This is a genomic window from Hafnia sp. HMSC23F03 (assembly GCF_001816025.1).
Taxonomy (GTDB): Bacteria; Pseudomonadota; Gammaproteobacteria; order Enterobacterales; family Enterobacteriaceae; genus Hafnia; species Hafnia paralvei.
In genome coordinates this window covers 63,717-87,178 of record NZ_KV824246.1, presented here as the reverse complement: position 1 = coordinate 87,178, position 23,462 = coordinate 63,717, and the positions used below count along the sequence as shown (strand labels likewise).

Annotated in this window: 18 protein-coding genes; 5 read left to right on the top strand and 13 right to left on the bottom strand. The window is 49.0% G+C overall.

Features of this window, described 5'->3' with window-relative positions; all coding sequences use genetic code 11:
* Positions 1 to 252 precede the first annotated feature (252 nt).
* The 11 genes from HMPREF3091_RS21415 to HMPREF3091_RS21365 all read right to left on the bottom strand — a co-directional run bounded on the left by HMPREF3091_RS21415 (position 253) and on the right by HMPREF3091_RS21365 (position 16,581).
* Positions 253 to 1,284 carry a phosphotriesterase family protein gene (locus HMPREF3091_RS21415; RefSeq protein WP_070718932.1) on the bottom strand — a complete coding sequence of 344 codons (1,032 nt, stop codon included), beginning with the start codon at positions 1,282 to 1,284 and terminating at the stop codon, positions 253 to 255.
* Positions 1,285 to 2,244, bottom strand: a complete 960-nt coding sequence (locus HMPREF3091_RS21410; protein ID WP_070718928.1) for a DMT family transporter — start codon at positions 2,242 to 2,244, stop codon at positions 1,285 to 1,287. It lies immediately after the preceding gene.
* A gap of 91 nt (positions 2,245 to 2,335) precedes the next feature.
* Positions 2,336 to 3,073: a glutamine amidotransferase gene (locus HMPREF3091_RS21405; RefSeq protein WP_070718926.1), complete on the bottom strand. Its 738-nt coding sequence runs from the start codon at positions 3,071 to 3,073 to the stop codon at positions 2,336 to 2,338.
* Between the two features lie 26 nt (positions 3,074 to 3,099).
* Positions 3,100 to 4,311 carry a PfkB family carbohydrate kinase gene (locus tag HMPREF3091_RS21400; protein WP_004091894.1) on the bottom strand — a complete coding sequence of 404 codons (1,212 nt, stop codon included), beginning with the start codon at positions 4,309 to 4,311 and terminating at the stop codon, positions 3,100 to 3,102.
* Positions 4,312 to 4,901: 590 nt separating this feature from the next.
* The gene (locus HMPREF3091_RS21395; RefSeq protein ID WP_004091895.1) at positions 4,902 to 5,243 is read right to left on the bottom strand and encodes a YegP family protein; all 342 of its coding nucleotides are present in this window, start codon (positions 5,241 to 5,243) and stop codon (positions 4,902 to 4,904) included.
* A gap of 173 nt (positions 5,244 to 5,416) precedes the next feature.
* Positions 5,417 to 6,121, bottom strand: coding sequence for an envelope stress response regulator BaeR (gene baeR / locus HMPREF3091_RS21390; protein WP_193763953.1), 705 nt, complete (start codon positions 6,119 to 6,121; stop codon positions 5,417 to 5,419).
* A 26-nt stretch (positions 6,122 to 6,147) separates the two neighbouring features.
* Complete coding sequence (gene baeS / locus HMPREF3091_RS21385) at positions 6,148 to 7,530, bottom strand: envelope stress sensor histidine kinase BaeS (RefSeq protein ID WP_070718919.1); 1,383 nt, start codon at positions 7,528 to 7,530, stop codon at positions 6,148 to 6,150.
* Complete coding sequence (mdtD, locus tag HMPREF3091_RS21380; protein ID WP_004091909.1) at positions 7,527 to 8,951, bottom strand: multidrug transporter subunit MdtD; 1,425 nt, start codon at positions 8,949 to 8,951, stop codon at positions 7,527 to 7,529. The genes baeS and mdtD overlap by 4 nt, the downstream gene beginning before the upstream one ends.
* 96 nt (positions 8,952 to 9,047) lie before the next feature.
* The gene (gene mdtC, locus HMPREF3091_RS21375) at positions 9,048 to 12,146 is read right to left on the bottom strand and encodes a multidrug efflux RND transporter permease subunit MdtC (RefSeq protein ID WP_070718916.1); all 3,099 of its coding nucleotides are present in this window, start codon (positions 12,144 to 12,146) and stop codon (positions 9,048 to 9,050) included.
* On the bottom strand, positions 12,143 to 15,292 hold the full coding sequence (locus HMPREF3091_RS21370; protein ID WP_070718913.1) for an MdtB/MuxB family multidrug efflux RND transporter permease subunit: 3,150 nt from the start codon (positions 15,290 to 15,292) through the stop codon (positions 12,143 to 12,145). The genes mdtC and HMPREF3091_RS21370 overlap by 4 nt, the downstream gene beginning before the upstream one ends.
* Entirely contained in the window at positions 15,292 to 16,581 is a 1,290-nt protein-coding gene (locus HMPREF3091_RS21365) for an MdtA/MuxA family multidrug efflux RND transporter periplasmic adaptor subunit (RefSeq protein WP_070718910.1), read from the bottom strand. Before HMPREF3091_RS21365 ends, HMPREF3091_RS21370 begins: the two co-directional genes overlap by 1 nt.
* Positions 16,582 to 16,979: 398 nt before the next feature.
* Between HMPREF3091_RS21365 and HMPREF3091_RS21360 the strand changes: the two genes are divergently transcribed.
* Positions 16,980 to 17,933, top strand: a complete 954-nt coding sequence (locus tag HMPREF3091_RS21360) for an aldo/keto reductase (protein ID WP_070718907.1) — start codon at positions 16,980 to 16,982, stop codon at positions 17,931 to 17,933.
* A gap of 127 nt (positions 17,934 to 18,060) precedes the next feature.
* On the top strand, positions 18,061 to 18,348 hold the full coding sequence (gene ppnP, locus HMPREF3091_RS21355) for a pyrimidine/purine nucleoside phosphorylase (protein ID WP_004091927.1): 288 nt from the start codon (positions 18,061 to 18,063) through the stop codon (positions 18,346 to 18,348).
* Between the two features lie 100 nt (positions 18,349 to 18,448).
* On the opposite strand, the gene rdgC is transcribed toward ppnP, so the two are convergent.
* Positions 18,449 to 19,360: a recombination-associated protein RdgC gene (gene rdgC, locus HMPREF3091_RS21350; RefSeq protein ID WP_070718904.1), complete on the bottom strand. Its 912-nt coding sequence runs from the start codon at positions 19,358 to 19,360 to the stop codon at positions 18,449 to 18,451.
* 301 nt (positions 19,361 to 19,661) lie between these two features.
* Here rdgC and mak point away from each other — a divergent pair, with 301 nt between their 5' ends.
* Positions 19,662 to 20,567, top strand: coding sequence for a fructokinase (gene mak / locus HMPREF3091_RS21345; protein ID WP_070718901.1), 906 nt, complete (start codon positions 19,662 to 19,664; stop codon positions 20,565 to 20,567).
* 69 nt (positions 20,568 to 20,636) lie between these two features.
* On the opposite strand, the gene HMPREF3091_RS21340 is transcribed toward mak, so the two are convergent.
* Positions 20,637 to 21,962 carry an MFS transporter gene (locus HMPREF3091_RS21340; protein WP_070718900.1) on the bottom strand — a complete coding sequence of 442 codons (1,326 nt, stop codon included), beginning with the start codon at positions 21,960 to 21,962 and terminating at the stop codon, positions 20,637 to 20,639.
* A 286-nt stretch (positions 21,963 to 22,248) separates the two neighbouring features.
* Here HMPREF3091_RS21340 and HMPREF3091_RS21335 point away from each other — a divergent pair, with 286 nt between their 5' ends.
* Both HMPREF3091_RS21335 and sbmC read left to right on the top strand, forming a co-directional pair.
* Complete coding sequence (locus HMPREF3091_RS21335; protein ID WP_070718898.1) at positions 22,249 to 22,797, top strand: hypothetical protein; 549 nt, start codon at positions 22,249 to 22,251, stop codon at positions 22,795 to 22,797.
* A 164-nt stretch (positions 22,798 to 22,961) separates the two neighbouring features.
* Positions 22,962 to 23,444: a DNA gyrase inhibitor SbmC gene (sbmC, locus tag HMPREF3091_RS21330; RefSeq protein ID WP_004091941.1), complete on the top strand. Its 483-nt coding sequence runs from the start codon at positions 22,962 to 22,964 to the stop codon at positions 23,442 to 23,444.
* Positions 23,445 to 23,462: the final 18 nt, after the last annotated feature.

The window sequence follows — 23,462 nt, the reverse complement described above, 5'->3', positions numbered from 1 at the left end:
CTGTACCCGCAGGTACAGTGAAGGCGGGCATTATAGAGGGTTCAGCGGTTCCGCACAAATGCTGTGGGTATCTGATGGTGTCAATGGCATATCTTACGTTTAAGACTTCAGGCGCAGATTTATAATCGCGCGTAGATAAAACCGCTGCCGCGTAAACATTGGCATTGCGATCCGACTAGCCACCCAGCCAGTCTCACTTGAGTGGGAAATATTTTAGTAAGACTGGTGGGTGGTGGTTTTATCCTTAACTGGTTACGTCAATAAATTAGCCGGATTATCAACGCAGAGTTGCCGGATAATGTGTGGGGCAACCCCTTTCTGGGCTAATAGTGCAAGGAATACGTTAGGTACAAATCCCCAGCCATTACCGCCATTCTTTGCCCACATCTGCTTTAAAAACACATCGTGGCTGAATACTAACTGATCTTGGTAGCCTAATTGAATGAGTCGATAAACAGCATTAACTGTGTCGTTTACCGTGGGTGCAATGCCTTCTTTAGGGAACGAAATATCCAGCCCAATCATATCGAACTCAAGCCAGACGCCACGGTCGAGTAGACGACGCTGATAATCTAGGTCTTCGCCTGAAGGGTCTGAATGTGCCAAGGAAACTTTGTTTGGTGAAACCCCCATTTCGGTAATGACGAGGTCGAGTACTTCATCTCCACGTCTCTCCCAGCCTGGCATATGTATATTCATGGCGATGTGAGGCTGATTACGTTGAGCTAATGACGCCGCCCGTAGGCTATTTTTTTCACCTAAAGTGAAATGAGGTGAAACGCCAATCTCACCAATCATGCCGGCTTTGATTCCTGTCTCCTCAATGCCGATACTTAATTCGTTTTCGAGAAAACGAGCTAACTTATCAATATCTTCACTGACGCGCCTCGATTCAAACTTCTCTAAATAAAGCCCAGTTGATGCAACGATATTCATACCTGTTATTTGCGCGACAGTGCGCAAATTTTCAGCATTACGTCCTATGGCTTTTGAACCTGTTGCATCAACAATTGTTCTCCCGCCTAAACTCTGAAAATTGTTAATTTCGAAAATGACATCATCGATGTCTTTCTGCACCATATTATCTGTACAGCAATAGGGATCAAACTTCAGCCCCCATTGCATATTGGGTGCAACCTTTTGCTGTGCCAAAAGTGGAGAGAAAGGATAGAAGGGCTCATCCACGACGGAGGATAGATCGTTGAATAAATGCTCATGGGGTAATGTCAGTCCCATATCCTCTTTTCTGACTAATCCAGTAACAGTTTGAAGATAGCCTTTCATTTACTTTCCCTCCGAACAATTAATAAGCGTTTTTTTGCGTTCAGGGAGAGTGGTAATAATGGCACCTATGAGTGCAAATACAGTCCCAAGTAACGTCACAAAATAGATATGGTTGCCCAGAGGGATATCGATAATTAATGATCCTAAAAGCTGTCCTGCCGTTGAGGCAACGCCAAGCATCAGTAAACCGAGTCCTCGAACCAGTAATGCCATTAATGCAATGGAAAGAAGTCCTAAAGGCCCACCTAAGTACATGTACCAATCATGTGGTAAGAAGAAAGAAACATGCCCAGCCCAGATGCGTATAAGCAATGCAACGGTTAAAACAGTAAACCCAACGATAAAGTTCCACGTAATAGAGACCAGCATGGAGCCCGTTGCTTCTGAAACTTTTAAGTTACCAGCAGGTTGCCAACCGGCTAATAATCCTGCGAGAAACGGTAAAACAGCCAATGCTAAGAAAGAGGGAGTATGCCATTGAGGTGATACTACTAATACGGTAGCAATTGCGGCAAATACCGCACCCAAAATACGTGCGGGGGAGAAATATTTTTTCTCATCGACGCCAATGCCAAATCTATCGCATAATAATCCAGATATTAGCAATGCACATATCAACGCAGTTTGGAATGTAGCAACGCCTAAGGCGCTGGCAGATGCGCCTTCAGAAAATACCACCATGGCTCCGCACAACCCAGCAAACCAATTCCATAATGGTATTGTTCTATTTTTTATTAGGGTAGGGATACTCAGAAATTGTTTTCGCGTACTGCTACGGGATAGAATAACAACAAACATCAATATTAGGCCGCTGCCAAATGAAATAACTGCGCTGGCATTGCCATCTTGTAAAAATTCACCGAGCTTACCATTGACTGCGGATTGCATTGGAGAAAGCATTCCCGCCAGTATTGTTGCGGCCATCAGTAGTGGTGTCGTTAATTTTTTTATTGAACTCATTTGATTTCATCCTAATAATATTTATGTTGTGATGATTTGAATCAATAGTGAGCAACGGTGAGATTTTATCACACCGTTGTGAGTTATATTTTTATCGAGATATGTTAGTTAAGATTCTTACCCACAGTTCATCATAGTATTCCCAAGCCATAAACTGTTTGCTTCCCCAATGAGGAGAGCAATCACTGGTGAAACACGCCGTTTTCCCTTTTGAGTATTGACCAAAAACTAAGAGCGGATCTCCGCCGATTGTTGCAACAACATCCGTATTTTCTTTTTCAACTGTTTTGTTATAACCAAGGAAAATAGGCCAGTTATTTATATCTTTTACAACGGCATGTTCAGGATTTTTTATGTTTGGGGTAATTCCCTCTGGTGTTTCGACTCTATCATCATAATCCAACATTTGGATTGGAAGGACCTCACTTAAAATAGTGTTTTTATAATTGGCTTTGCCCTCAATTCCCATGAAGGATAAATATCCACCTATCATAAGAAGTCCGCCGCCTTGAGCAACATATTCTTTAATGAGTGATAATGCATTAGGGATTATTTTAAGAGTGTAGAAAGTTTCATTTTGCAACAAAAATGTATTGCTGCCGATATCACTAATAACTATCGCGTCATACTTATTCAGCTCTTCAAGTGTTTTCGGAAATTGAGTCTGCACAACATGAGCTGGAATATAATCAATAGTAATATTTCTTTTTCTTAAGCAATCTAAAAGAAAAGTAGCTCCTTCTTCATATTTACTAGAAGTAAAGCTATCGTAACCTTTGGAGTGAATCATATGAATATGCCAAGATTCACCAATAAACATGATTTTCATTTGAGTGCCTCAACAGTAATGATTATTTAAATATAAGATTGGGCATATCGACTTTGTCGAATTCTGGCCATAACTTTTGTATGCTCTGGCATGTCGGAAGCATTCTCTGTTTCTACAGCCAGTGAAGCGAATGCCGAAGCATACTGTAAGGCATATTTCAATGATTCTCCTCGCGCTAGCGATGCTGATAATGCACCATTGAATGCATCACCAGCGCCCGCTGTATTTTTGACAATAGATAAATAAGCGGGCGAGTGGATGCATTCTTTTCCGTCATAGGCAATTGCGCCATTTTTTCCCAGTGTTATAACCACTTTCTGAACACCAAGTTGGTGGATCAATATAGCGGCTTCTTTGGCCGATTTAATATCGGTAATTGTCACGCCTGAAATCAAACTTGCCTCGGTTTCATTAGGCGTTAATAAATAAATATCCTTCATGATGGATAAAGAAACTTCGTTATAAGGTGCAGGGTTCAGTATTATTGGAATATTATGGCTAGTGCCGATGTTAATGATTTCCCTTAGTGCTTCAATGTTGGTTTCAAGTTGAATAAGGATGACTGAAGCGTTTATTATTTTATCCGTTTGTAGGCGAACCTCATCCTTTGTGATATCCATGTTAGCGCCGGGGAAAATGGATATCATATTGTCACCAGTGTCTTCTGAGACAAAAATTGACGCAGTTCCTGTTTGATTGCTATCAGTCCTATAAATACAGGATGATGTTATTCTTGATGATGATATATAATTTAGAGCAAAATCACTGAACTGGTCATGGCCTATTTTAGTTATGAAATGAACCTGCGAATTTGAAAAACTTGCCGCTAATGCTTGGTTGGCTCCTTTTCCTCCAGGAGAAAAAATAAATTTATTGGTTAGCAGCGATTCACCAGCGACAGGAAGTCGTGGGAGATAGCTAATCATATCCACATTAAAAGAACCCAAAACACATATTTTGCTAGTCGTCATATATTCATCCGAAGTTTTCTTAGAGCTATCTACACACTCTAAATATTGAATCATTTCTTTTATGGCGAGTTTTTCTAGTGATGAGAACTCTAGAAAAGCACCACCGTGACATCGAGTTAGTATTCCTTTTTTAGCAAGAAAATTAAGATCGGCGCGGATGGTTTCTTTCGTAACAGAGAGTTGGTCCGCTAGCTGCGTGACCTTTACAAATCCATCATTGTTTAAAATGCTTATGATCTTTTTTTGTCGTTCTTCTTTTAAAATCATCGCTGTCACCTCATGAGAAAAATCTACGTGATTTAATACCCGGTTAGTGTGATGGTTATCATAGTGATTCGGTGAAAAACAAAAAAAAGCAAAAGGATTTTAAACAAAATCGTTTTTAAAAATCGATTTTAAATTTTAAATGTGAGATTTATGGTGGGGGTGCTATTTGTAGATGGGTATATTGATAAATAATTCTCATGCATTGCGATTAGAGTAGTCTCCCCTTAATTTTAGGCTGCAAAGATACATTCTTTAAAACGGGTTTATAGATAGTCATAAATACTGAATAAACCTCATAAAGACAAGGTCTTTACATGCAATGGATAAGATGAATTATTACAATGAGTTTTTAGTTAGAGTCTCACGAGAAGAATAATCAGTTGCAAAGAATATGGTTATAGGACGATAGAAAAAAACATTTTTGTTTTTAACGTTGGCTACGTAAGTCTGATTTTGAGGAAAAACTCTCAATGGGGAGGAAGTTTTGGTAGCCCCGCCGTTACAGGGATGCTCTGGCGGGGTTGGGGAGCTATAGGTGAGTAGACCTTTACACTGGTTACAAAAGATTAATTCGCGTTAGCCGCCATGCTTCAACCGTGCGTCAAATCCCTAATGTCTGTTGTCGCACCGTTTTTCACTACCGACTGAATCCCTTTCTTGGCGGCGCTTTCAGAGCTATACATTTCGCTAGTGCCAATCACCTGATGGTTTTTCGCTTTGAGAACAAAATAGGGTTGATCGCTGCTGCTATTTTTTATCTCAAACTGTGCTTCGTCGGGTGAATTAGCCTGCACTGAGGCGATGCCGTTATCGGCGGATGCCTTGCTGGCATACATCTCGCTGGAGAGAATAATCTCACCATTGCTTGCTTTCAGATTAAAGTGGAACTGTCCGTTCTTCGCTTTTTTAATTTCGTAATAGCCGATTGCCATGGGTATCTCCTTAAATCTACATAGCCGTATTCAATTAACTGCGCTAATGAGCGTGGATACTTTTCATGCTAAATAAATCAAGGTAAGTATAGACAATGGCTGAATATTTGCAGGAGAGGGCGAGGTCGATAAACGTCGTGCTCCCGCGATGACGCGGGAGCCAGAGTTAATTTTTACAGCACTTTACACGGTGTGCCTTCCCAACGATAACCGATGCCATAGACCGAACGAATAAACGGCTCGCCGTTTTCAAGCTGTTCGAGTTTACGGCGCAGATTTTTAATATGACTGTCTACGGTGCGATCGGTCACCACTCGATAGTCGTCATAAAGATGGTTCAGCAACTGTTCGCGAGACAGTACCGTACCGGGTTGAGTCGCTAGCGTTTTTAATAGCCTGAATTCGGCGGGCGTTAAGTCCAGTAATTGATCTTGGAAGCTGGCTTGATAGCGATTTTCATCGATGATTAACATCGGTTCTGCATTGGCTTCGGTTCTGCGTACACAGCGCCGCAGGATAGTTTTCACGCGTGCGACGACCTCTCTCGGGCTATATGGCTTACAGATGTAATCATCCGCGCCAATTTCTAATCCCAATAGGCGGTCTATTTCTTCAATTTTAGCGGTCACCATGACGATAGGGACGTCGGAGAAACGGCGGATTTCACGGCATAACGTGAGCCCATCGGTACCCGGCAGCATCAAATCCAGCAGAATCAAATCCGGCGGTGTTTGATGCACATACGGCAGCACCGCGTTGCCATCAGCCAAGAGATGGGGCTGGTAGCCGCCAGCGGTGAGATAATCGATGAGGAGCTGACCCAGCTTGGGTTCGTCTTCAACGATCAATACATGTTGCCCTGATGGGTCGATGGCCATACTTCCAGTGATACTGTTCATATCAATTACCTTTTATAGTTTTCCGTATCAAGCGGCAATTGCAGGCTGATGGTTAAGCCTCCCAGTGGAGAATGCTCTGCGACCATTACGCCGCTATGTGCTTCAACAATATTTTGGCAAATCGATAAGCCGAGGCCTGAGCCGCCGCTGGCGCGGTTCCGCGAGCCTTCCGCGCGGTAAAAACGTTCGAATATCTTTTCAAGTTGCTCGTCGGTCACGCCGGGGGCGCTATCTTGCCAGTAGAGTTGAAGAGAGGTATCGCTGATTTGTCCTTTAACCTGCAATTGCCCATTGCCGTCAGTGTAGCGCAGGCTATTTTCGAACAGATTATTGAAGAGTTGCAATAAACGGTCGGGATCACCAAATACGCAGGCTTTCTCCGGTAAATCGAGCGAGAGCGTGATATTTTTTAAATTAAAGCGATCATGAAATGCACTGGCAGCCAACTGAACCAGATGAATCACATCAATGTGCTGTTTGCGATAGGCCAAGGCACCGGCGTCGGACATAGAGAGCTGATGCAGGTCATTGACCAATTTGGTTAACGTTTCTACTTCGGCTTGCAACGACGCGAGCGAATCCTGCGTCATCTGGCGCACGCCATCCTGCATCGCCTCCAATTCTCCACGCAGCACCGCCAGCGGTGTGCGTAGTTCGTGTGAAACATCAGCCATTAATGCTCGGCGCATATGCTCGTTTTTTTCAAGCGTAATCGCGAGCTGGTTAAAATCCTGTGCCAGTTTACCTAATTCGTCGCGTGACTCCACTTCAACGCGCGTCGAGAAATTTCCTGCTGCCAATTTGTGCATGGCGTTGACCAACCGCTTCACTGGAGCCAGCATGCTGCGGGACAGCGCCCATGTCACCGCCGCCGCGAGCAATGTTGCTAGCGCAACAATGAGCCAACTGGTGCGTCTTTGCTGAAGGTCAAAATTAATATCGGTATTACGCGTTAAACGTTCTGGTGGCGTCGTGAGGACCCAGCCGACGGTCTGGCCCTGATACATCACGGGTTGGCGTGTGCCTTCACTTGGAATGTCGCCCGGCGGCCCCACCATTTTACGGTTGCGGCTATCAATTACCCAAAACGGTGTGCGCCAGCCGTGTGGGGGGAGCGTATCGTTACCTTCGTTGCTTTGTTCAATGTTATGCATAATCTGGAAAATCACGCGGTCATTATGGCGCAAAAAACGCCAGTTTCCGGCCTGCGCGTAGCGTTCTTCCAGTTCGGCGGCGAGCAGGCGAACACGTTGCTCATTGCCGTGTTTAATGTAGTCAATAAAGCCGCGCTCGAAACTGACCCGAACGCCCCAGTGCATGGTGATCAGCACTAGAATGCAGGTGGAGAAGATGGCAAGAAACAGTTTGCCAGTAATGCCAAGTTTCATGAGTTCTCCTTGCGGCGACGCGCGGTACGTTCAAGGGTGTTGTTTTCTAAGGTGTCGTCCGGTACACGTAAAAACACCAGCGCGGGAAGGGCGATAATCAGCGCGATACAGCCATAAGTGAGCAAAAATGCCTGATGGATCGCCGCGCTGTCAGCGGTGATTTGATGATGAGAGAACAAGCCCAACAGCAGACCTGCAATGCTTACACCAAGGCTCATTGAGAGTTGCATGATCATCGATAACAGACTGTTGCCGCTGCTGGCGAGTTCATCAGGTAAATCTTTGAGGGTCAGCGTATTCATGGATGAAAAGCGCATGGCATTGATCATGCCTTGGAAAAATAGCACCACGGGGATCACCCATAGACTGATATACATCGCGCTGAACGGCAGAGCCAAACTGACGGCCGCTAACGCCAGCGTGGCGCAGACCAATACGCGCCGGTAGCCGAACTGATTCACCACTCGCACCACGATACGCTTCATGCCCATACTGCCGATGATCATTGGGATCATCATTAGCCCGGCGTGGAACGGCGAGAACCCCATGCCGATTTGCAGAAATATCGGCGTCATGAAGGGCAACATTCCGCTGCCGATGCGTCCTAGAAAGCTGCCGCTGAGCCCCAGTGAAAAGGTCGGTGTTTTCATCAGATCTAGGCTAAACAGCGGGGCGTCGCTGCGTTTGGCGTGCCAATAATAACTGGCTAATGCGATTCCGCCAGAAAGTACCAAACCATAAATCATATTGGTATCTAGCCCGAGCCCTTTGTGGCCGTCGAGTGCCAACGTGAGCGTTGCCATACCCATCGCCAGCATGACAAAACCTCGAATGTCAAAGCGACGAGTTTGCATGCTGTAGTTAGGCATTAGCCACAGGGTGGCGATTGCACCCACAATTCCCACCGGTAAGTTAATCAGAAAGATCCAGTGCCAACTGGCGTATTGCACCAGAAAACCACCCAACGCCGGGCCGACCAGTGGACCGATTTGGCCGGGGAGGGTGACAAACGTCATCGCTGCCATATATTGGCTGCGTGGCACAATTTTCATGACGGTCAAACGCCCCACCGGAACCATCATGGCTCCGCCGACGCCTTGTAATACACGAGCCATCAGCAATTGGTTGAGGGTTTCAGCCTGCGCACAAAACAGCGAACCGAGCGTAAACAGGACGATAGCGCTGAAAAAAACGCGCTTTACGCCCACCCGATCGGCAAGCCAGCCGCTGGCCGGTAGCATTACCGCCACGGTCAATACATAGGCGACCACCACCGACTGCATGCGCAGCGGACTTTCGCCGAGACTGGCTGCCATTGCGGGCAGCGCGGTGTTAACGATGGTGGTATCCAACGTTTGCATGAAGAAGCCAAAGGCGACAATCCATAGCTGCCAGCGAACCGAGGCGGATTGTTCAGGCATGGATAAAACTCCGATTGTTTAAACAATAATTTAGGCAAGGGGCATGCCTCCGCCGTTTTCCGCTCAGCTGTCCGGTAATGTGCCGCTGTATGAGATCTATCTCGGCAGCGGTTTCAGCGTTTTTACTTTACTAAAACGGCTGCGCAGTCGGTCAAAATAGAGATAGACCACCGGCGTCGTGTAGAGCGTTAATAGCTGGCTCATGATCAGACCACCAGCAATGGTTATCCCCAGCGGCTGACGCAGTTCTGCGCCATCGCCGCTGCTAAATGCTAACGGCAGAGCGCCAAACAGCGCCGCCAACGTGGTCATCATTATTGGGCGGAAACGCAGTAAGCTGGCTTGGAATATCGCGTCACGTGCGCTCATACCGCCGTTGCGTTCGGCCTCAAGGGCAAAATCGACCATCATGATAGCGTTCTTTTTCACTATACCTATCAACAGCATAATGCCAATCAGGGCAATCAGGCTAAAGGGCGCGCCAAACATTTCCAATGCTAATAGTGCCCCGATGCCCGCTGAAGGCAGCGTCGACAGAATGGTCAGCGGGTGCACATAGCTTTCATACAATATGCCTAGCACGATATACACCGTTGCGATGGCGGCCAGAATCAAAACGATCTGCGAATTTTGCGTATCCTGAAAGACCTGAGCAGTACCGGCGAAAGTGCCGCGTACCGTATTCGGCACACCTAATGCCGTCATGGTGCGCTCGATGGCGGCAGAGGCATCTGACAGCGCTTTGCCTTCAGGCAGGTTGAAGGAGATGGTTGACGCCGCGGTTAAGCCTTGATGGTTGACCGACAGTGGGGCATTGGCTGGTTGCCACTTGGCAAAATAGGATAGTGGGATGGCCTTGCCATCGCTGTTAATCACAAACATTTTGTCCAGCGAACTTTCATCCTGCGTATACTCCGGCGCGACCTCCATCACCACGTGATATTGATTGAGTGGTTGATAAATAGTCGAAATCTGCCGTTGGCCGAAGGCGTTATTCAGCAAGTCGTTAGCGTCGGCAACGTTGATACCCAACCGCGCCATGTTTTCACGATCGTAGATCAGCGCCAGCTCTGAGCCTTTGTCCTGCTGATCAGAGCTGACATCAGCGAGTTCGGGCAGCTTGGCGAATGCGGCACGGATCTTAGGTTCCCACTTGCGTAGCTCGCTGAGATCGTCGGAAAGCAGCGTGTATTGATAGCTCGCATTTCCCTGACGGCCACCAACGCGAATATCTTGCTCTGCCATTAAAAACAGATTGGCACCGGGTTCTTTGGCTAGTTTTCCTCGTAGGCGAGCGATAACCTGTTGGGCGCTGTCTTTACGTTCGCTCAATGGTTTCAATGAGATAAACATCATGCCGCTGTTAGTGCTTGAACCACCGGTAAAGCCGGTCACGTTATCCACGTCTGGATCGTTACGCACGATTTTCATGAAGTCTTGCAGCTTACCGCGCATTGCCTGAAATGAAATGCTTTGGTCAGCTTGAATAAAGCCCATCAAACGACCAACGTCCTGTTCTGGGAAGAACGTTTTGGGGATGGAAATATACAGCCAGACGTTTAACCCAATCGTCGCTATCAGGATCAGTAGCACCCAGCGCGCGTGATCCAGCACCCAGCTTAAACTTTTGCCATAGCCTTGCTGGAGTTTTAGCAGCAGCTTGCCGAAGCCACGAATACGTTCCTGATGGCGCGAAGGGCGCTGCTTAAGCAGATAGGCACACATCATGGGGGTTAATGTCAGGGATACCACCAGTGAGATGCCGATCGCCACGGAGAGCGTAACCGAAAACTCACGGAATAGACGCCCTGGCAATCCGCTCATTAACAGCAATGGAATGAAGACTGCGACCAACGACAGACTCATCGACAGCACGGTGAAGCCCACTTCTCGTGCGCCGATGAGCGCAGCTTTTTTCGGTTTCATTCCTGCCTCAACGTGGCGAGAAATGTTTTCCAGCACGACGATGGCATCATCCACGACAAAACCGGTCGCAATGGTGAGCGCCATCAGCGATAGGTTATTCAGGCTAAAATCGCACAGATACATAGCGGCAAAGGTGCCGATCAATGAAACCGGTACGGCAACGGCAGGGATCAGCGTGGCGCGGCCCGAACGCAGGAACAAGAACACCACCATGATCACCAATCCCACGGCGATCGCCAGCGAACTTTCTACTTCGTCAAGCGAGGCGCGGATCGTAGGTGAACGATCTTGAGCCACCTGCAGATCGATGGACGCAGGGATCAGAGCACGAAACTCGGGGATCTGTTCGCGTATGCGATCGACGGTTTCAATAATGTTGGCATCAGCGCTGCGACGGATCATGATCAGAATGGCGGGTTTAGCATTGGTCATACCGGCATTACGCACGTTTTCGACCGAATCCTTCACGTTAGCCACGTCGCTTAGACGTACCGCGGAGCCGTTGTTGTAATGAATAATTAACGGCTGGTAATCCTGCGCGGTTTTAATCTCATCGTTAGCTTGTACCTGCCAGCGTTTATCGTTCTTTTCGATCGCCCCCTGTGGACGGCGAACGTTGGCGTTGGCAATCGACGTTCGCACGCTATCGAGCGAAACGCCCTGATTAAATAAGGCTTCAGGATTGAGCTCGATCCGCACAGCAGGCAGTGAACTCCCCCCAACGGAAACGTCGCCAACGCCGTCAACCTGCGCGATTTTTTGCGCCAGCTGAGTCGAGGCAATATCGTAAAGCTTTGCCTGATCGTAGGTGTCTGACGTAAGCGTCATGATCATAATCGGCGCGTCAGACGGATTCGCCTTACGATAGCTAGGGCGGCTTGGCATTCCCGATGGCAGTAAGCTTTGCGCCGCGTTAATGGCTGCCTGTACATCACGAGCGGCACCGTTGATATCGCGATTAAAATCAAACTGGATAATGATGCGAGTGCTCCCCAGCGAGCTGGAGGACGTCATCTCGCTGATACCGGCAATACGGCCAAGTGAGCGTTCCAACGGCGTGGCAACCGACGACGCCATGGTTTCTGGCGATGCGCCCGGCAAAGAGGCGCTTACCATAATGACCGGATAATCCACCTGCGGTAGCGGAGCAATAGGTAATAGCTTGAAGCCTAAAATCCCGCATAGGGTGATCGCCAGCGTCAGCAGCGTGGTGGCGACCGGCCGATTGATGAATAAGGCGAAGAAACCTTTAGACGGCGAGAATCTCACTGGGTGCTCTCCTGTGGATCTTTCGCGGGATGCGTATTTCTTGAAACCTTATCAAAGAGCAGGTAGATCACCGGCGTGGTAAACAGCGTTAGAACCTGGCTCATCACTAGGCCGCCGACCATACAAATCCCCAGCGGCTGGCGCAGTTCTGCCCCCACGCCGGTGCTTAACATCAGCGGCAATGCGCCGAGCAAGGCCGCGAGCGTCGTCATCAGAATAGGGCGGAAGCGCAGTAGGCAGGCCTGATAAATTGCATCATAAGGTGCCATCCCCTGTTCACGCTCGGCGGCAAGCGCGAAGTCGATCATCATGATGGCATTTTTCTTCACGATACCAATCAGCAAAATGATGCCGATAATGGCAATGACATCCAGCTCACTGCCGGCCATAATCAGCGCGAGCAGCGCCCCCACACCGGCGGTAGGCAGCGTCGAGAGGATGGTGACAGGATGGATAAAGCTTTCATACAGCACACCCAGCACGATGTACATTGCCACAATTGCCGCCACAATCAGCCACAACGTGTTACCCAAGGCAGATTCAAACGCCAGCGTGGCGCCTTGGAAATGAGTGGTGATATCTACCGGCATATTGAGCTGTTGCTCAGTGCTAGTGATGGTTTTCATCGCTTGCTCTAGCGAGTAGCCATCGGCAACGTTAAACGACACCGTCGTTGATGGGAACTGATCGACATGGTTAATCGACAGCGGCCCGAAGCGCTCTTCAATAGTCGCGATGGTGTTCAGCGGAACGTTTTTACCGTCTGCACTGGTCAAATACAGATCGTTAAAGGCGGTTAAGCCGTCGGTATGATCCTGATTATGTTCTAGAACTACGCGATATTGGTTGGCCTGAGTATAAATGGTCGAAATCAGGCGTTGACCGAAAGCGTTGTACAGCGCGTTATCAACGTCAGCCATAGTAACGCCTAAGCGGCTTGCCGTATCACGGTTGACGTTGACAAAAGCGACCAGACCTTGATCTTGCCAGTCACTGCTCACGTCTTTGAGCATGGGAGATTCTTGCAGTGCACCGATCAGCTTTGGCACCCATGCGCTGAGCTGATCCAACGACATGGCCTGCAGCGTGAATTGATACTGGGTACGGCTCACCTGCGTATCGATAGTGAGATCCTGCACCGGTTGGAGGTACAGCTTAATCCCCGGAATTTTGTCGGCCAGGGTTTGCAGGCGCGGGATGATCTGTTGTACGCGATCTTTACGTTCATCTAACGGCTTGAGATTGATCTGCAAACGTCCGCTATTTAGCGTTGCGTTGGTCCCATCCACGCCGATAAAGGAGCTTAGACTCGCAACGTCAGGATCTTTCAAAATCTCAGCCGCCAGTTTTTGCTGGCGCTGCGCCATTTCGCTAAAGGAAACGGACTGCGGAGCCTGCACCGTCCCTTGAATCAGGCCGTTATCCTGAATTGGGAAAAATCCTTTAGGGATAAAAATGTACAGTAAAACGGTCAACACCAATGTGCTGAGTGCAACGCCTAGCGTCAGCATTGGATGATTCAATACGACCTTCAGCCATTCGCCGTATTTGGCAATTACGCGCTCAAAGAAACGCTCGCTGGCGCGGGAGAAACGGTTCTGCTTACGCAACGATTCGTGGCTGAGCATGCGGGCGCACATCATTGGCGTTAGCGTTAGAGAAACCACCGCTGAAATGAGGATTGCCACCGCTAGCGTGACCGCAAACTCACGGAATAGACGGCCAATAATATCACCCATAAACAGCAGCGGGATGAGTACGGCGATCAGTGAGAAGGTTAACGAGATGATGGTAAAACCGATTTCCCCTGCGCCTTTCAATGCGGCGTCGAGCGGCTTTTCCCCTTTTTCGATATAGCGAGAGATGTTTTCGATCACCACAATCGCATCATCCACCACGAATCCCGTGGCAATGGTCAGCGCCATCAGCGTGAGGTTGTTGATCGAAAAATTAAGAAAGTACATGACAGCGAATGTGCCCACCAACGATAGCGGTACGGCGACGCTGGGAATAATCGTGGCCGGAACGTTGCGCAGGAACAGGTAAATCACCATGACCACCAGCGCGATGGCGAGCAGTAACTCAGTTTGCACATCGCTCACGGAGGCGCGAATGGTTTCGGTGCGATCGGTTAACACCGTGAGCTTAACTGATTTCGGTAAACTTTCCGTCAGCTGTGGCAGTAACGCCTGAATGCTGTCAGCGGTGGTGATGACGTTAGCGCCTGGCTGGCGTTGAACGTTCAAAATAATGGCGGGTTTTTTGTCTGCCCAAGCTGCCAGTTTGGTATTTTCTGCCGCTTGCTCAATGGTTGCCACGTCGCTTAAACGCACCGGCGCACCGTTGGAGTAAGCCACTATCAGATCGCGGTAGTCTTCCGCCGACTTCATTTGGTCATTGGCGGATAGCGTAACCGAGCGCGTCGGGCCGTCGAAACTCCCTTTGGCGGAGTTAACGTTGGCGTTGGCAATGGCAGTACGAATGGTTTCACTGTCTAAACCGTAAGCCGCGACCGCCGGTGCATTTAAACGTACTCGAACGGCGGGGCGCTGCCCGCCGGAAATAGTCACGAGGCCAACGCCGCTGACCTGCGAAATTTTCTGCGAAATGCGCGTTTCCACCATGTCTTCCACCTGCGTCATGGCGACGGCGTCGGAGGTGACGGCGATAGTCATGATCGGAGGATCGGCAGGGTTAACCTTGCTGTAAATCGGCGGATAGGGCAGATCGTTAGGAAGAAGGTTGGTCGCCGCGTTAATGGCCGCCTGAACTTCCTGCTCAGCGACATCAAGCGACAGGCTGAGTTGGAACTGTAAGGTGATCACCGATGCGCCGCCTGAGCTTTGCGAGGCCATCTGTTTCAGCCCCGACATTTGCCCAAACTGACGTTCTAACGGTGCGGTAATGGCAGACGTGGTTACGTCAGGGCTGGCACCCGGATAGAGCGTTACAACTTGAATGGTCGGATAGTCTACTTCTGGCAAGGCAGAAACCGAAAGTGAGCGATAACCCACAATACCGGCTAGCAGAATGGCCACCATCAGCAGCGTGGTAGCAACTGGGCGGAGAATAAACAGGCGAGAAGGCCCGCCGGTGGAGGGGATCTCGTTTTTAGGCTCTTCAGAACCGACAGGCATGTGTTGCATTATGACTTGTCCTGTTTACCAGTGGTCTGCTTAGCTGGAATATCTTTATCTTTACCGCTGGTGGCCTGAGTCTGAGCCGCATTTTCTGTGTGCGGCGCAATGACCTCAACGGTTGCACCTTCCGTAAGCTGATCGATACCGTCAGTAACCACTCGCTCACCGGCAGAAAGCCCACCGGTAATCACCACTTCTGATGCGTCACGGGTGCCTACGGATACGGCGTGCTTGCTGACCTGATTTTTATCGTTTAGCACCCACACAAAGCTACCTTCATTCCCCATCTGTACCGCTGCGGCAGGAGCCACCACGGCGTCACTTTGAGTCGATACTTTCAAACGAACGTTAACAAACTGATTAGGGAATAGCGTGTCGTCTTGGTTATCAAAACGGGCTTTAATTTTGATGGTGCCGGTGCTGGTGTCGATCTGGTTATCCATGCTCAGCAAGGTGCCGGTAGTGAGTAAGTGCTGATTGGTGCGGTCCCATGCTTCCACTTCTAACTTACCGTTTTCTTTTTGTGCCTGCTGAATGCTGGCGATATTGCTTTCAGGCAGAGTGAAAACCACATCAATAGGATGTGTCTGGGTAAGCACCACTAAGCCGGTGGTATCACCGCTGGTGATATAGTTACCTTCATCGACCAGCTTCAAACCGACACGTCCATCAATCGGTGCGGTGATGCGGCTATAGGTCAGCTGTAGTTTGGCGCTGTCAACGGCGCCCTGATCGGCCACAATGCTGCCCTGAGTCTGGGTCACTAACGATGCCTGAGTATCCAACTCTTGCTGAGAAACCATATTGGTTTTGCTCAGCTTTTGATAACGCGCTAGATCGCGTCGAGCGTTAGCTAAAATAGCTTGGTCTTTGGCCAACTGGCCCTGTGCTTGAGCTAACTGCACCTGAAACGGACGCGGATCGATTTCCGCCAATAAATCTCCCGCTTTCACCTGTTGGCCTTCGGTGAAGTGGATTTTCATCAGTTGCCCATCAACGCGACTACGGACGGTGACGGTATTTGCAGCGGTTACCGTGCCTAAACCTGTTAAGTAGTTAGGCACATTGGACGTGCGCGTTTCCGAGGCTTGCACCGGGGCTAGCATTCCACTGCCGCCACGGCGTCCACCTGCTTTTCCACCTGTTCTGCCTTTCTGTGCCTGTTCTGCGCCCGCGACAGGTTTGTCAGCGTTGCCGCTGCTGGTGTAATGCCAAACAATCACACCAGCCACAACGAGAATGGCTATCGCCCACCAAAGGCGTTTACGGGAGGTCGGTTTATTGAAAGCACTCATTGCAGACAGAATTCTCCAGAGAAATATCCGCGCTTATGCGCAAATATAAATATTGGGCGTAGTGGCCCAATCACCAACAAAAATTAGTTACTCATCACAGTTTACTATTCTAGGCCTTAGGCTCGATCTAAAAATGAAGGAAATGTGGAAGATAGGTCAGCGAGAGTAAGACCTTTCTGTAATTAGACTGATTTGTCACCCTGTCATACTTCAAGTTGTCTTTTTGTTGGCTACGTTTACTTACCCGAATCACTGACGAGAGTAAGCTCATCGAGGGGAGCTCACTTGCCGGCCCATACCATTCGAATTATTTAAGGTATTTCGCCACAGTGAATAATTAGTGTTAATAGTATTCGTTATCAACGTCGTTTTCACAAACCTTAAGACAGGAGACTGCAATGAAACTACGCGAACTGGGCCGCTCTGGCATTCGAGTGCCTACCCTGACATTTGGTGGCAACGTGTTTGGTTGGACGGTCGATCAGGCCACGTCCTTTAGCCTACTCGACGCTTTGTTGGAGCATCAGTTGAACTTCATTGATACCGCTGATGTTTACTCATCATGGGTGCCGGGAAATAGGGGCGGCGAATCTGAAACGATTATTGGCAACTGGCTACAGAAAAGTGGCAAACGCGATCACATTATTCTTGCCACGAAAGTAGGCAAACCGATGGGGGAACAGCGCAAAGGGCTATCGGCGCGTTATATTCGCGAAGCCGTAGAAGCTTCTTTACGCCGTCTGAAAACGGACTATATCGACCTCTATCAGTCACATGATGACGATCGCGATACGCCGTTAGCGGAAACCATGAATGCTTTCGATGCGTTAATCAAAGAAGGTAAGGTACGCGCTATTGGTGCCTCCAACTACAGTGCAGAGCGCTTGGCGAAAGCGTTGGAAGTGAGCGCTGAACTGGGGTTAGCCCGCTATGAGACGATTCAGCCGGAATATAATCTGTATGACCGTCAGAACTTTGAGCTCGAACTGGCTCCCCTCGTGCAAAAAGAGCATTTGGGCGTCATTAACTATTATGCACTGGCGAGCGGCTTCCTATCAGGTAAATACCGCAGCGCCGAGGATGCGCATAAGAGTGCGCGTGGCGATGGCATTGTGGCGAAATATCTCAACCATCGGGGATTAGGTATTCTCGATGCGCTAGAGCAGGTGGCTCATGAGGTTGATGCTTCACCGGTTGCCGTTGCACTGGCATGGCAGATTGCTCAGCCGGGGATAACGGCGCCGATTGCAAGCGCGACGTCATTAAAGCAGCTAGAGGAATTAGCGTTGGCGGCGCGTTTAACGCTGAGCCAGTCGCAAATTGCGCTAATTACCGACGCCAGCGCCTACTAAACGTTCAGTAAGTGAGCGCTTGAGGCGATAACTTTCGCTGGCCTCTCACAGTGTGAACTAAGTCAGTGACAGCACCGGTTTTTTCATCCAATATGCAGTAACCCCTTCTCAATACAGGTGCCATAGTATGTTGAATGTAAATGAGTATTTTGCTGGTAAAGTAAAGTCGATTGGTTTTGACAGTGGCAGCATTGGGCGTCAAAGCATTGGCGTAATGGACGCAGGGGAATACACCTTCTCAACCGATAAACCGGAAGAGATGACGGTCATTACAGGTGCTCTGCGTGTGTTGATTCCGGGTGCGCCTGATTGGCAGGTGTTCTCATCAGGAGAAACCTTCTTTGTGCCGGGTCATAGTGAGTTTAACTTGCAGGTGGCAGAGCCAACGTCGTATCTGTGTAAGTATTTGAGCTAGCAGCTCTAAATAACACGTATTGCTCTTGAAGCCGCATCGGCTAATTTGGGTATAAACTAACGGGCTGAAGTTTAATTCAGCCCGTTCTTGTTTCCGCGATTTACTTCTCTGACTCACCGCCTAGCGCTTCGACCAAGTTTTTGATCAATGCAGCCAGTTCGCTGGTCATCAGAATAAAGTCGGCATCAAAACGCTGAGCGTAATCATCGCGATCGATATCTTCGTTTTGGTCGCGAATTGTCTCAGAGAATTTCAAACGCTTCAGCGAGCCGTCATCTGACAGCACCAGTTGAATACGCTCCTGCCAGTCCAAAGCCAGCTTGGTGACGAGTTTTCCGGCTTCGATATGTACCGCAATCTCGTCGGATACCAGATCCTGTTTTTTACAGCGGATGACGCCGCCTTCTTCCAGAATAGCTTTCAGCTCGGCTTCGTCTTGCAGCGTAAAGCCTGCGGGAACTTCGCCTGAGCGTACCCATTCGGTCAGGGTAAGCTCAATTGGGCTTTCCATGGTTAATGGTACCACTGGCAATGAACCCAAGCTTTTACGCAACAGCGCCAGCGTATCTTCCGCTTTCTTTGGACTCGCGGCGTCAACCATAATCAGGCCGTTAGCCATATCGATCCACAGCCACGTTTGGCTGAAACGGCTAAACGCGCGCGGCAGTAAGGTATGCAGCACTTCGTCTTTCAGCGAGTCTTTTTCCGTTTTCTTTAGCTTACGGCCCTGTTCGCCTTCCAACTTCTCAATTTTGGCTTGAAGCGCCTGTTTTAATACCGGCGACGGCAGGATTTTTTCTTCTTTGCGGGCGCATAGCAGGATTTGATCGTTGACGTAATGAGTCAGAGCATCGCTGTGAGAACCCATCGGTGAAACCCAGCCCGTTTTTGCCATATCTTGGCTACCGCAGGGCGTGAAAGCCATAGAACCCAGCTGTTTTTCCACTTCATCTGGAACCAGATGAACGTCGCGGCTCAGACGGTAAACCAATAAATTCTTAAACCATAGCATTAGCGTTGTCCCTGATCGTGACGCATCGCGCGCCATGTTTTAGCAATGTGAGCTTATGCCCGTCATACTTCACGTTGTGGGGCAGGGGGCTGCATTTACTCACCCCAGTCACTGGCTTTAGTCAGCTCCAGAGGATTGATAAGTTTGCCGCCGACCCACAACTTGAATTATTTGGGGTATACAAAAATAAGCATTAAACAGGGCGCATGATAACGAATAAAGAGGGGCGGCTGTAGTATTAATTATTTGAGAAATTCTGCACACTAGCCCTGATCAACTATCCGTTTTGCGAGGGGGCAATGTGCGTATTGGTATAGATTTAGGCGGTACTAAAATTGAAGTCATCGCGCTGGAAAACGATGGGCGAGAGCTGTTTCGCCATCGTATTGCTACGCCACGGGATGACTATGCGCAAACCGTTGAAGCTATTGCTGGGCTGGTGGAGTTAGCCGAAGAAAAAACCGGCCAGCGAGGCAGCGTTGGGGTGGGAATCCCGGGGACGCTATCGCCGTTTACTGGGCTAGTAAAAAATGCAAACTCCACATGGCTGAATGGTAAGCCGCTCGACAAAGATCTCTGCGCTCGTCTATCGCGAGAGGTTCGCCTTGCCAATGATGCTAACTGTCTTGCCGTATCGGAAGCCACGGACGGTGCCGCCGCCGGTGCCCATCTGGTGTTTGCGGTGATTATCGGCACGGGCTGCGGATCGGGTATTGCTATTGATGGGCGGGTTCACGCGGGTGGCAACGGTATCGCAGGAGAGTGGGGGCATAATCCGTTACCGTGGCTCAATGAAGATGAGTGGCAGTACCAGAAAGAGGTTGCATGTTATTGCGGAAAATCAGGCTGCATTGAGACGTTTATCTCCGGCACTGGCTTTGAAACCGACTATCAGCGTTTAGGTGGGGAAAAACGCATTGGCGCAGAGATTATGTCGCTCTCGCGCCAAGGCGATCCTCGTGCGGAAAAGGCAATAGCGCGCTATGAACAACGGTTGGCTAAGTCTTTAGCTCATGTGATTAATATCATCGATCCTGACGTTGTGGTATTGGGTGGCGGAATGAGCAACGTTGACCGCTTATACACCACAGTTCCACCGCTGATTTCTTCGTGGGTATTTGGACGTGAGTGTCAAACGCCGGTGAGAAAGGCTAAACACGGTGATTCGAGCGGCGTACGCGGTGCGGCATGGCTCTGGCCGCTATGAAGCAAAATCCCGACTTTCCGGTAAGAAGGTCGGGACATAGGTATTATTCTGTCATTCTACGTCGTGCAATTATTTCGGCGTCGCGACACCGTTGTTCGGCGCTATCACCGCGCGTTGGTGATTCAATTTTTGAATCGCTGGCAGAGCAATCGCGGCCACCAGCCCGCAGGCTGCTGCAGCAGAAAGCCATAATCCTGGCATGGCCTTATCACCCGTAGCGTGGATCAGATAGCTGGAAATTGCTGGAGTGAAACCGCCAAAAATGGCAGTGGCTAAGCTATAGGCCATGGAGAAACCCGATGCTCGCACTTCGGCTGGCATAATTTCGGTTAAACACACCACCATTGCGCCGTTATAGCTGGCGTACATAAATGACAGCCACAGTTCAACCTCCACCAAGTGGGCAAAACTAGGATGAGCGACCAACCAACTCAGAGAAGGATAGGACGTCAGCAGCATTAATGCGCTAAACAGCAAGAGCAGCGGACGACGCCCTACTTTATCTGACAATGCTCCCATTACGGGCAGCCAGAACAGGTTGGACAGGCCGACCAACAGTGTCACCAAGAAACTTTGCTGTGCGGTGAACTGCAGCACGGTTTTACCGTAGGTTGGGGTGAATGCGGTGATCAGATAGAACGATACCGTGGTTGTTACCACCATAAACATGCCAACCAATACCAACTGCCAGTTACTGGCGACTGAGCGAGTGATCTCACTCATGCTAGGGCGATGTTTGCGTTGGTTAAAGGCTTCTGTTTCTTCAAGCATACGGCGGATATAAAACAGGAAAGGCACGATCAAGCAGCCGACGATAAATGGAATACGCCATCCCCACTCAGTCATCACGCTTTTGCCTAAATACTGATTCAGCGCCACCCCGAGCAGTGCGGCAAAAATCACGGCAATTTGCTGGCTACCAGATTGCCAACTGACGTAAAAGCCTTTGCGGTTTTTTGGCGCGATTTCAGACAGATAAACGGACACGCCTCCCAGTTCCACACCCGCAGAAAACCCTTGAAGTAAACGTCCAGCCAGAATGAGAAGCGGTGCGGCCATGCCAATGCTGTGATAGGACGGCGTACAGGCGATGGTCAGCGTGCCAAGTGCCATTAATCCTAACGTAATCAGCAGACCACGACGGCGTCCATGATGATCAATGTAAGCGCCTAACACGATGGCTCCCAGTGGCCGCATCAAGAAGCCAGCGCCGAAGGTCATCAGCGTTAACATCAGCGAGGCGAAGGGGCTTTGAGTCGGAAAAAAGGTGTCGGCAATGGCGCTGGCATAGTAGCCAAATACCATAAAATCATACATCTCGAGAAAATTACCGCTGGTTACGCGGAATACGGTTCGGGCGTTGGCCTGTGAAGGCGCTGAGGCAGATGATGTCATGTGCTACTTCCTGTGTTTTTGTTTGCATTTTTTTTACAAGTTATTAGCAAAGAAAAGTGTGATGTCGGTGGGTGTTTCTTTTTTGTGCATAAAAACCAATGTAACTATTTGTAAGCTCGCCAGTTCTTTGTGGATCAGCGCGGTAGTGACCTGTAGTCGCTATGAATAAATGACGATAAGCACTTGGGGTAAATGAATAAAATCTTTCCGCATAGCGCAGCGCTATAATTTCTCAACGTAGGGAACACTTGGCTGACGGTGGCCAAATTAACAAGGAGATTTATTGATGAAATTACGTATAGCGTTTCTGGTGACCACGCTTTTTCTTGGCCTTTCATCGGCGTCTTTTAGCCAATCATACGGTTGGAAGGATAAGAATAACTGCCCCGCAACGGATACGGCATCAAGGCGTTCAGTGGACGGTTTTGGCGGAATGATGATCATCACCCCAGACGCCGACTGGGAGGAAAAATGGAATACGCCTTCAGGCACGTCCCCTTTTTATAAAAAGGTTAATGAAGCAAAAGTGGGTGAGACAATCTATATTCTCAGCTTCTTTTCTAATCCGAAAAGTAATCCACTACATGTTGTTAATATCAGTTGCGATATCCAGATAATTCAGCCAGATGGCACCGTGGCGATGACTGAAAAGAATCGTCCTTGCTTCCATGGTGTTTTAGGGGGCGCTCCAGAGATGATTTACATGACCAATGCTGCCGTTGGTTTTATGGGCGAAGAGAAGGATCCTAAAGGCGTTTGGACGGTGAAGCTCGCGATGAAAGATCAGCTCAGAACTGAACCGGTGATGTTGATGCAAAGCTTCACGCTGAAGTAGTGACGCTGCTTGCGCATGATGTACGGCGTGAGGATTATTCAAATAAGCGCAGTCAATCACAGAAGCGAACATATGAAGTTGGCTTTTTTGTCATCATTGGTAATACTGTTTATGGATACAGTTGTTTCTTGTTCACTCTTTATGGTTAAACAGAGGGCGTTACGATGGAGATGATAGTAGAGCAGCGCGCTGAGCGTGTTTTTGCCGGCATTCGAATGGTTGGGCCGCTTGACCAAAACGTTGGCAAGGGATTCCAAAAGCTATATCAGTGGATCGAAAATAACAATATTCCAGAGAATGGCGACTGGATGGCTATTTATTATGACAATCCTGAAGAAGTGCCGCCGGAAGAGATGCGCGTTGATACGGTGATCTCCGTTGAACCTGATTTCGTTTTACCCGCGAACAGCGAAGGCGTGCGAATCGATACCTTAAAAGGTGGGCTTTACGCCGTCGCGCAGGCTCACGTTGAGGACGGCGATTTTGGTCGGCCTTGGATGGAGTTTTTCAACGAAGTGTTGCCTCGTAGCGGCTACGTGCCGATCAATGCGCCCTGTTTTGAAAAATACCACAATGATGGCACTGAAAGTGGCATCTGGGATTTTGAAATGTGTGTGCCGGTGAAGAAAGCCGAAGCGGATGCCTGATGGGGTGAGTACGGTAAG

What these genes read in the sequence shown, in the direction of transcription:
- HMPREF3091_RS21400 (WP_004091894.1), bottom strand. Translation starts at nt 4,311, where the DNA reads ATGATTTTAAAAGAAGAACGACAAAAAAAGATCATAAGCATTTTAAAC.
- HMPREF3091_RS21340 (WP_070718900.1), bottom strand. Translation starts at nt 21,962, where the DNA reads ATGACATCATCTGCCTCAGCGCCTTCACAGGCCAACGCCCGAACCGTA.
- HMPREF3091_RS21415 (WP_070718932.1), bottom strand. Translation starts at nt 1,284, where the DNA reads ATGAAAGGCTATCTTCAAACTGTTACTGGATTAGTCAGAAAAGAGGAT.
- baeR (WP_193763953.1), bottom strand. Translation starts at nt 6,121, where the DNA reads ATGGCCATCGACCCATCAGGGCAACATGTATTGATCGTTGAAGACGAA.
- HMPREF3091_RS21365 (WP_070718910.1), bottom strand. Translation starts at nt 16,581, where the DNA reads ATGAGTGCTTTCAATAAACCGACCTCCCGTAAACGCCTTTGGTGGGCG.
- HMPREF3091_RS21395 (WP_004091895.1), bottom strand. Translation starts at nt 5,243, where the DNA reads ATGGCAATCGGCTATTACGAAATTAAAAAAGCGAAGAACGGACAGTTC.
- HMPREF3091_RS21370 (WP_070718913.1), bottom strand. Translation starts at nt 15,292, where the DNA reads ATGCAACACATGCCTGTCGGTTCTGAAGAGCCTAAAAACGAGATCCCC.
- rdgC (WP_070718904.1), bottom strand. Translation starts at nt 19,360, where the DNA reads ATGCTATGGTTTAAGAATTTATTGGTTTACCGTCTGAGCCGCGACGTT.
- HMPREF3091_RS21405 (WP_070718926.1), bottom strand. Translation starts at nt 3,073, where the DNA reads ATGAAAATCATGTTTATTGGTGAATCTTGGCATATTCATATGATTCAC.
- sbmC (WP_004091941.1), top strand. Translation starts at nt 22,962, where the DNA reads ATGGAGATGATAGTAGAGCAGCGCGCTGAGCGTGTTTTTGCCGGCATT.
- baeS (WP_070718919.1), bottom strand. Translation starts at nt 7,530, where the DNA reads ATGAAACTTGGCATTACTGGCAAACTGTTTCTTGCCATCTTCTCCACC.
- HMPREF3091_RS21360 (WP_070718907.1), top strand. Translation starts at nt 16,980, where the DNA reads ATGAAACTACGCGAACTGGGCCGCTCTGGCATTCGAGTGCCTACCCTG.
- HMPREF3091_RS21410 (WP_070718928.1), bottom strand. Translation starts at nt 2,244, where the DNA reads ATGAGTTCAATAAAAAAATTAACGACACCACTACTGATGGCCGCAACA.
- HMPREF3091_RS21335 (WP_070718898.1), top strand. Translation starts at nt 22,249, where the DNA reads ATGAAATTACGTATAGCGTTTCTGGTGACCACGCTTTTTCTTGGCCTT.
- mdtD (WP_004091909.1), bottom strand. Translation starts at nt 8,951, where the DNA reads ATGCCTGAACAATCCGCCTCGGTTCGCTGGCAGCTATGGATTGTCGCC.
- ppnP (WP_004091927.1), top strand. Translation starts at nt 18,061, where the DNA reads ATGTTGAATGTAAATGAGTATTTTGCTGGTAAAGTAAAGTCGATTGGT.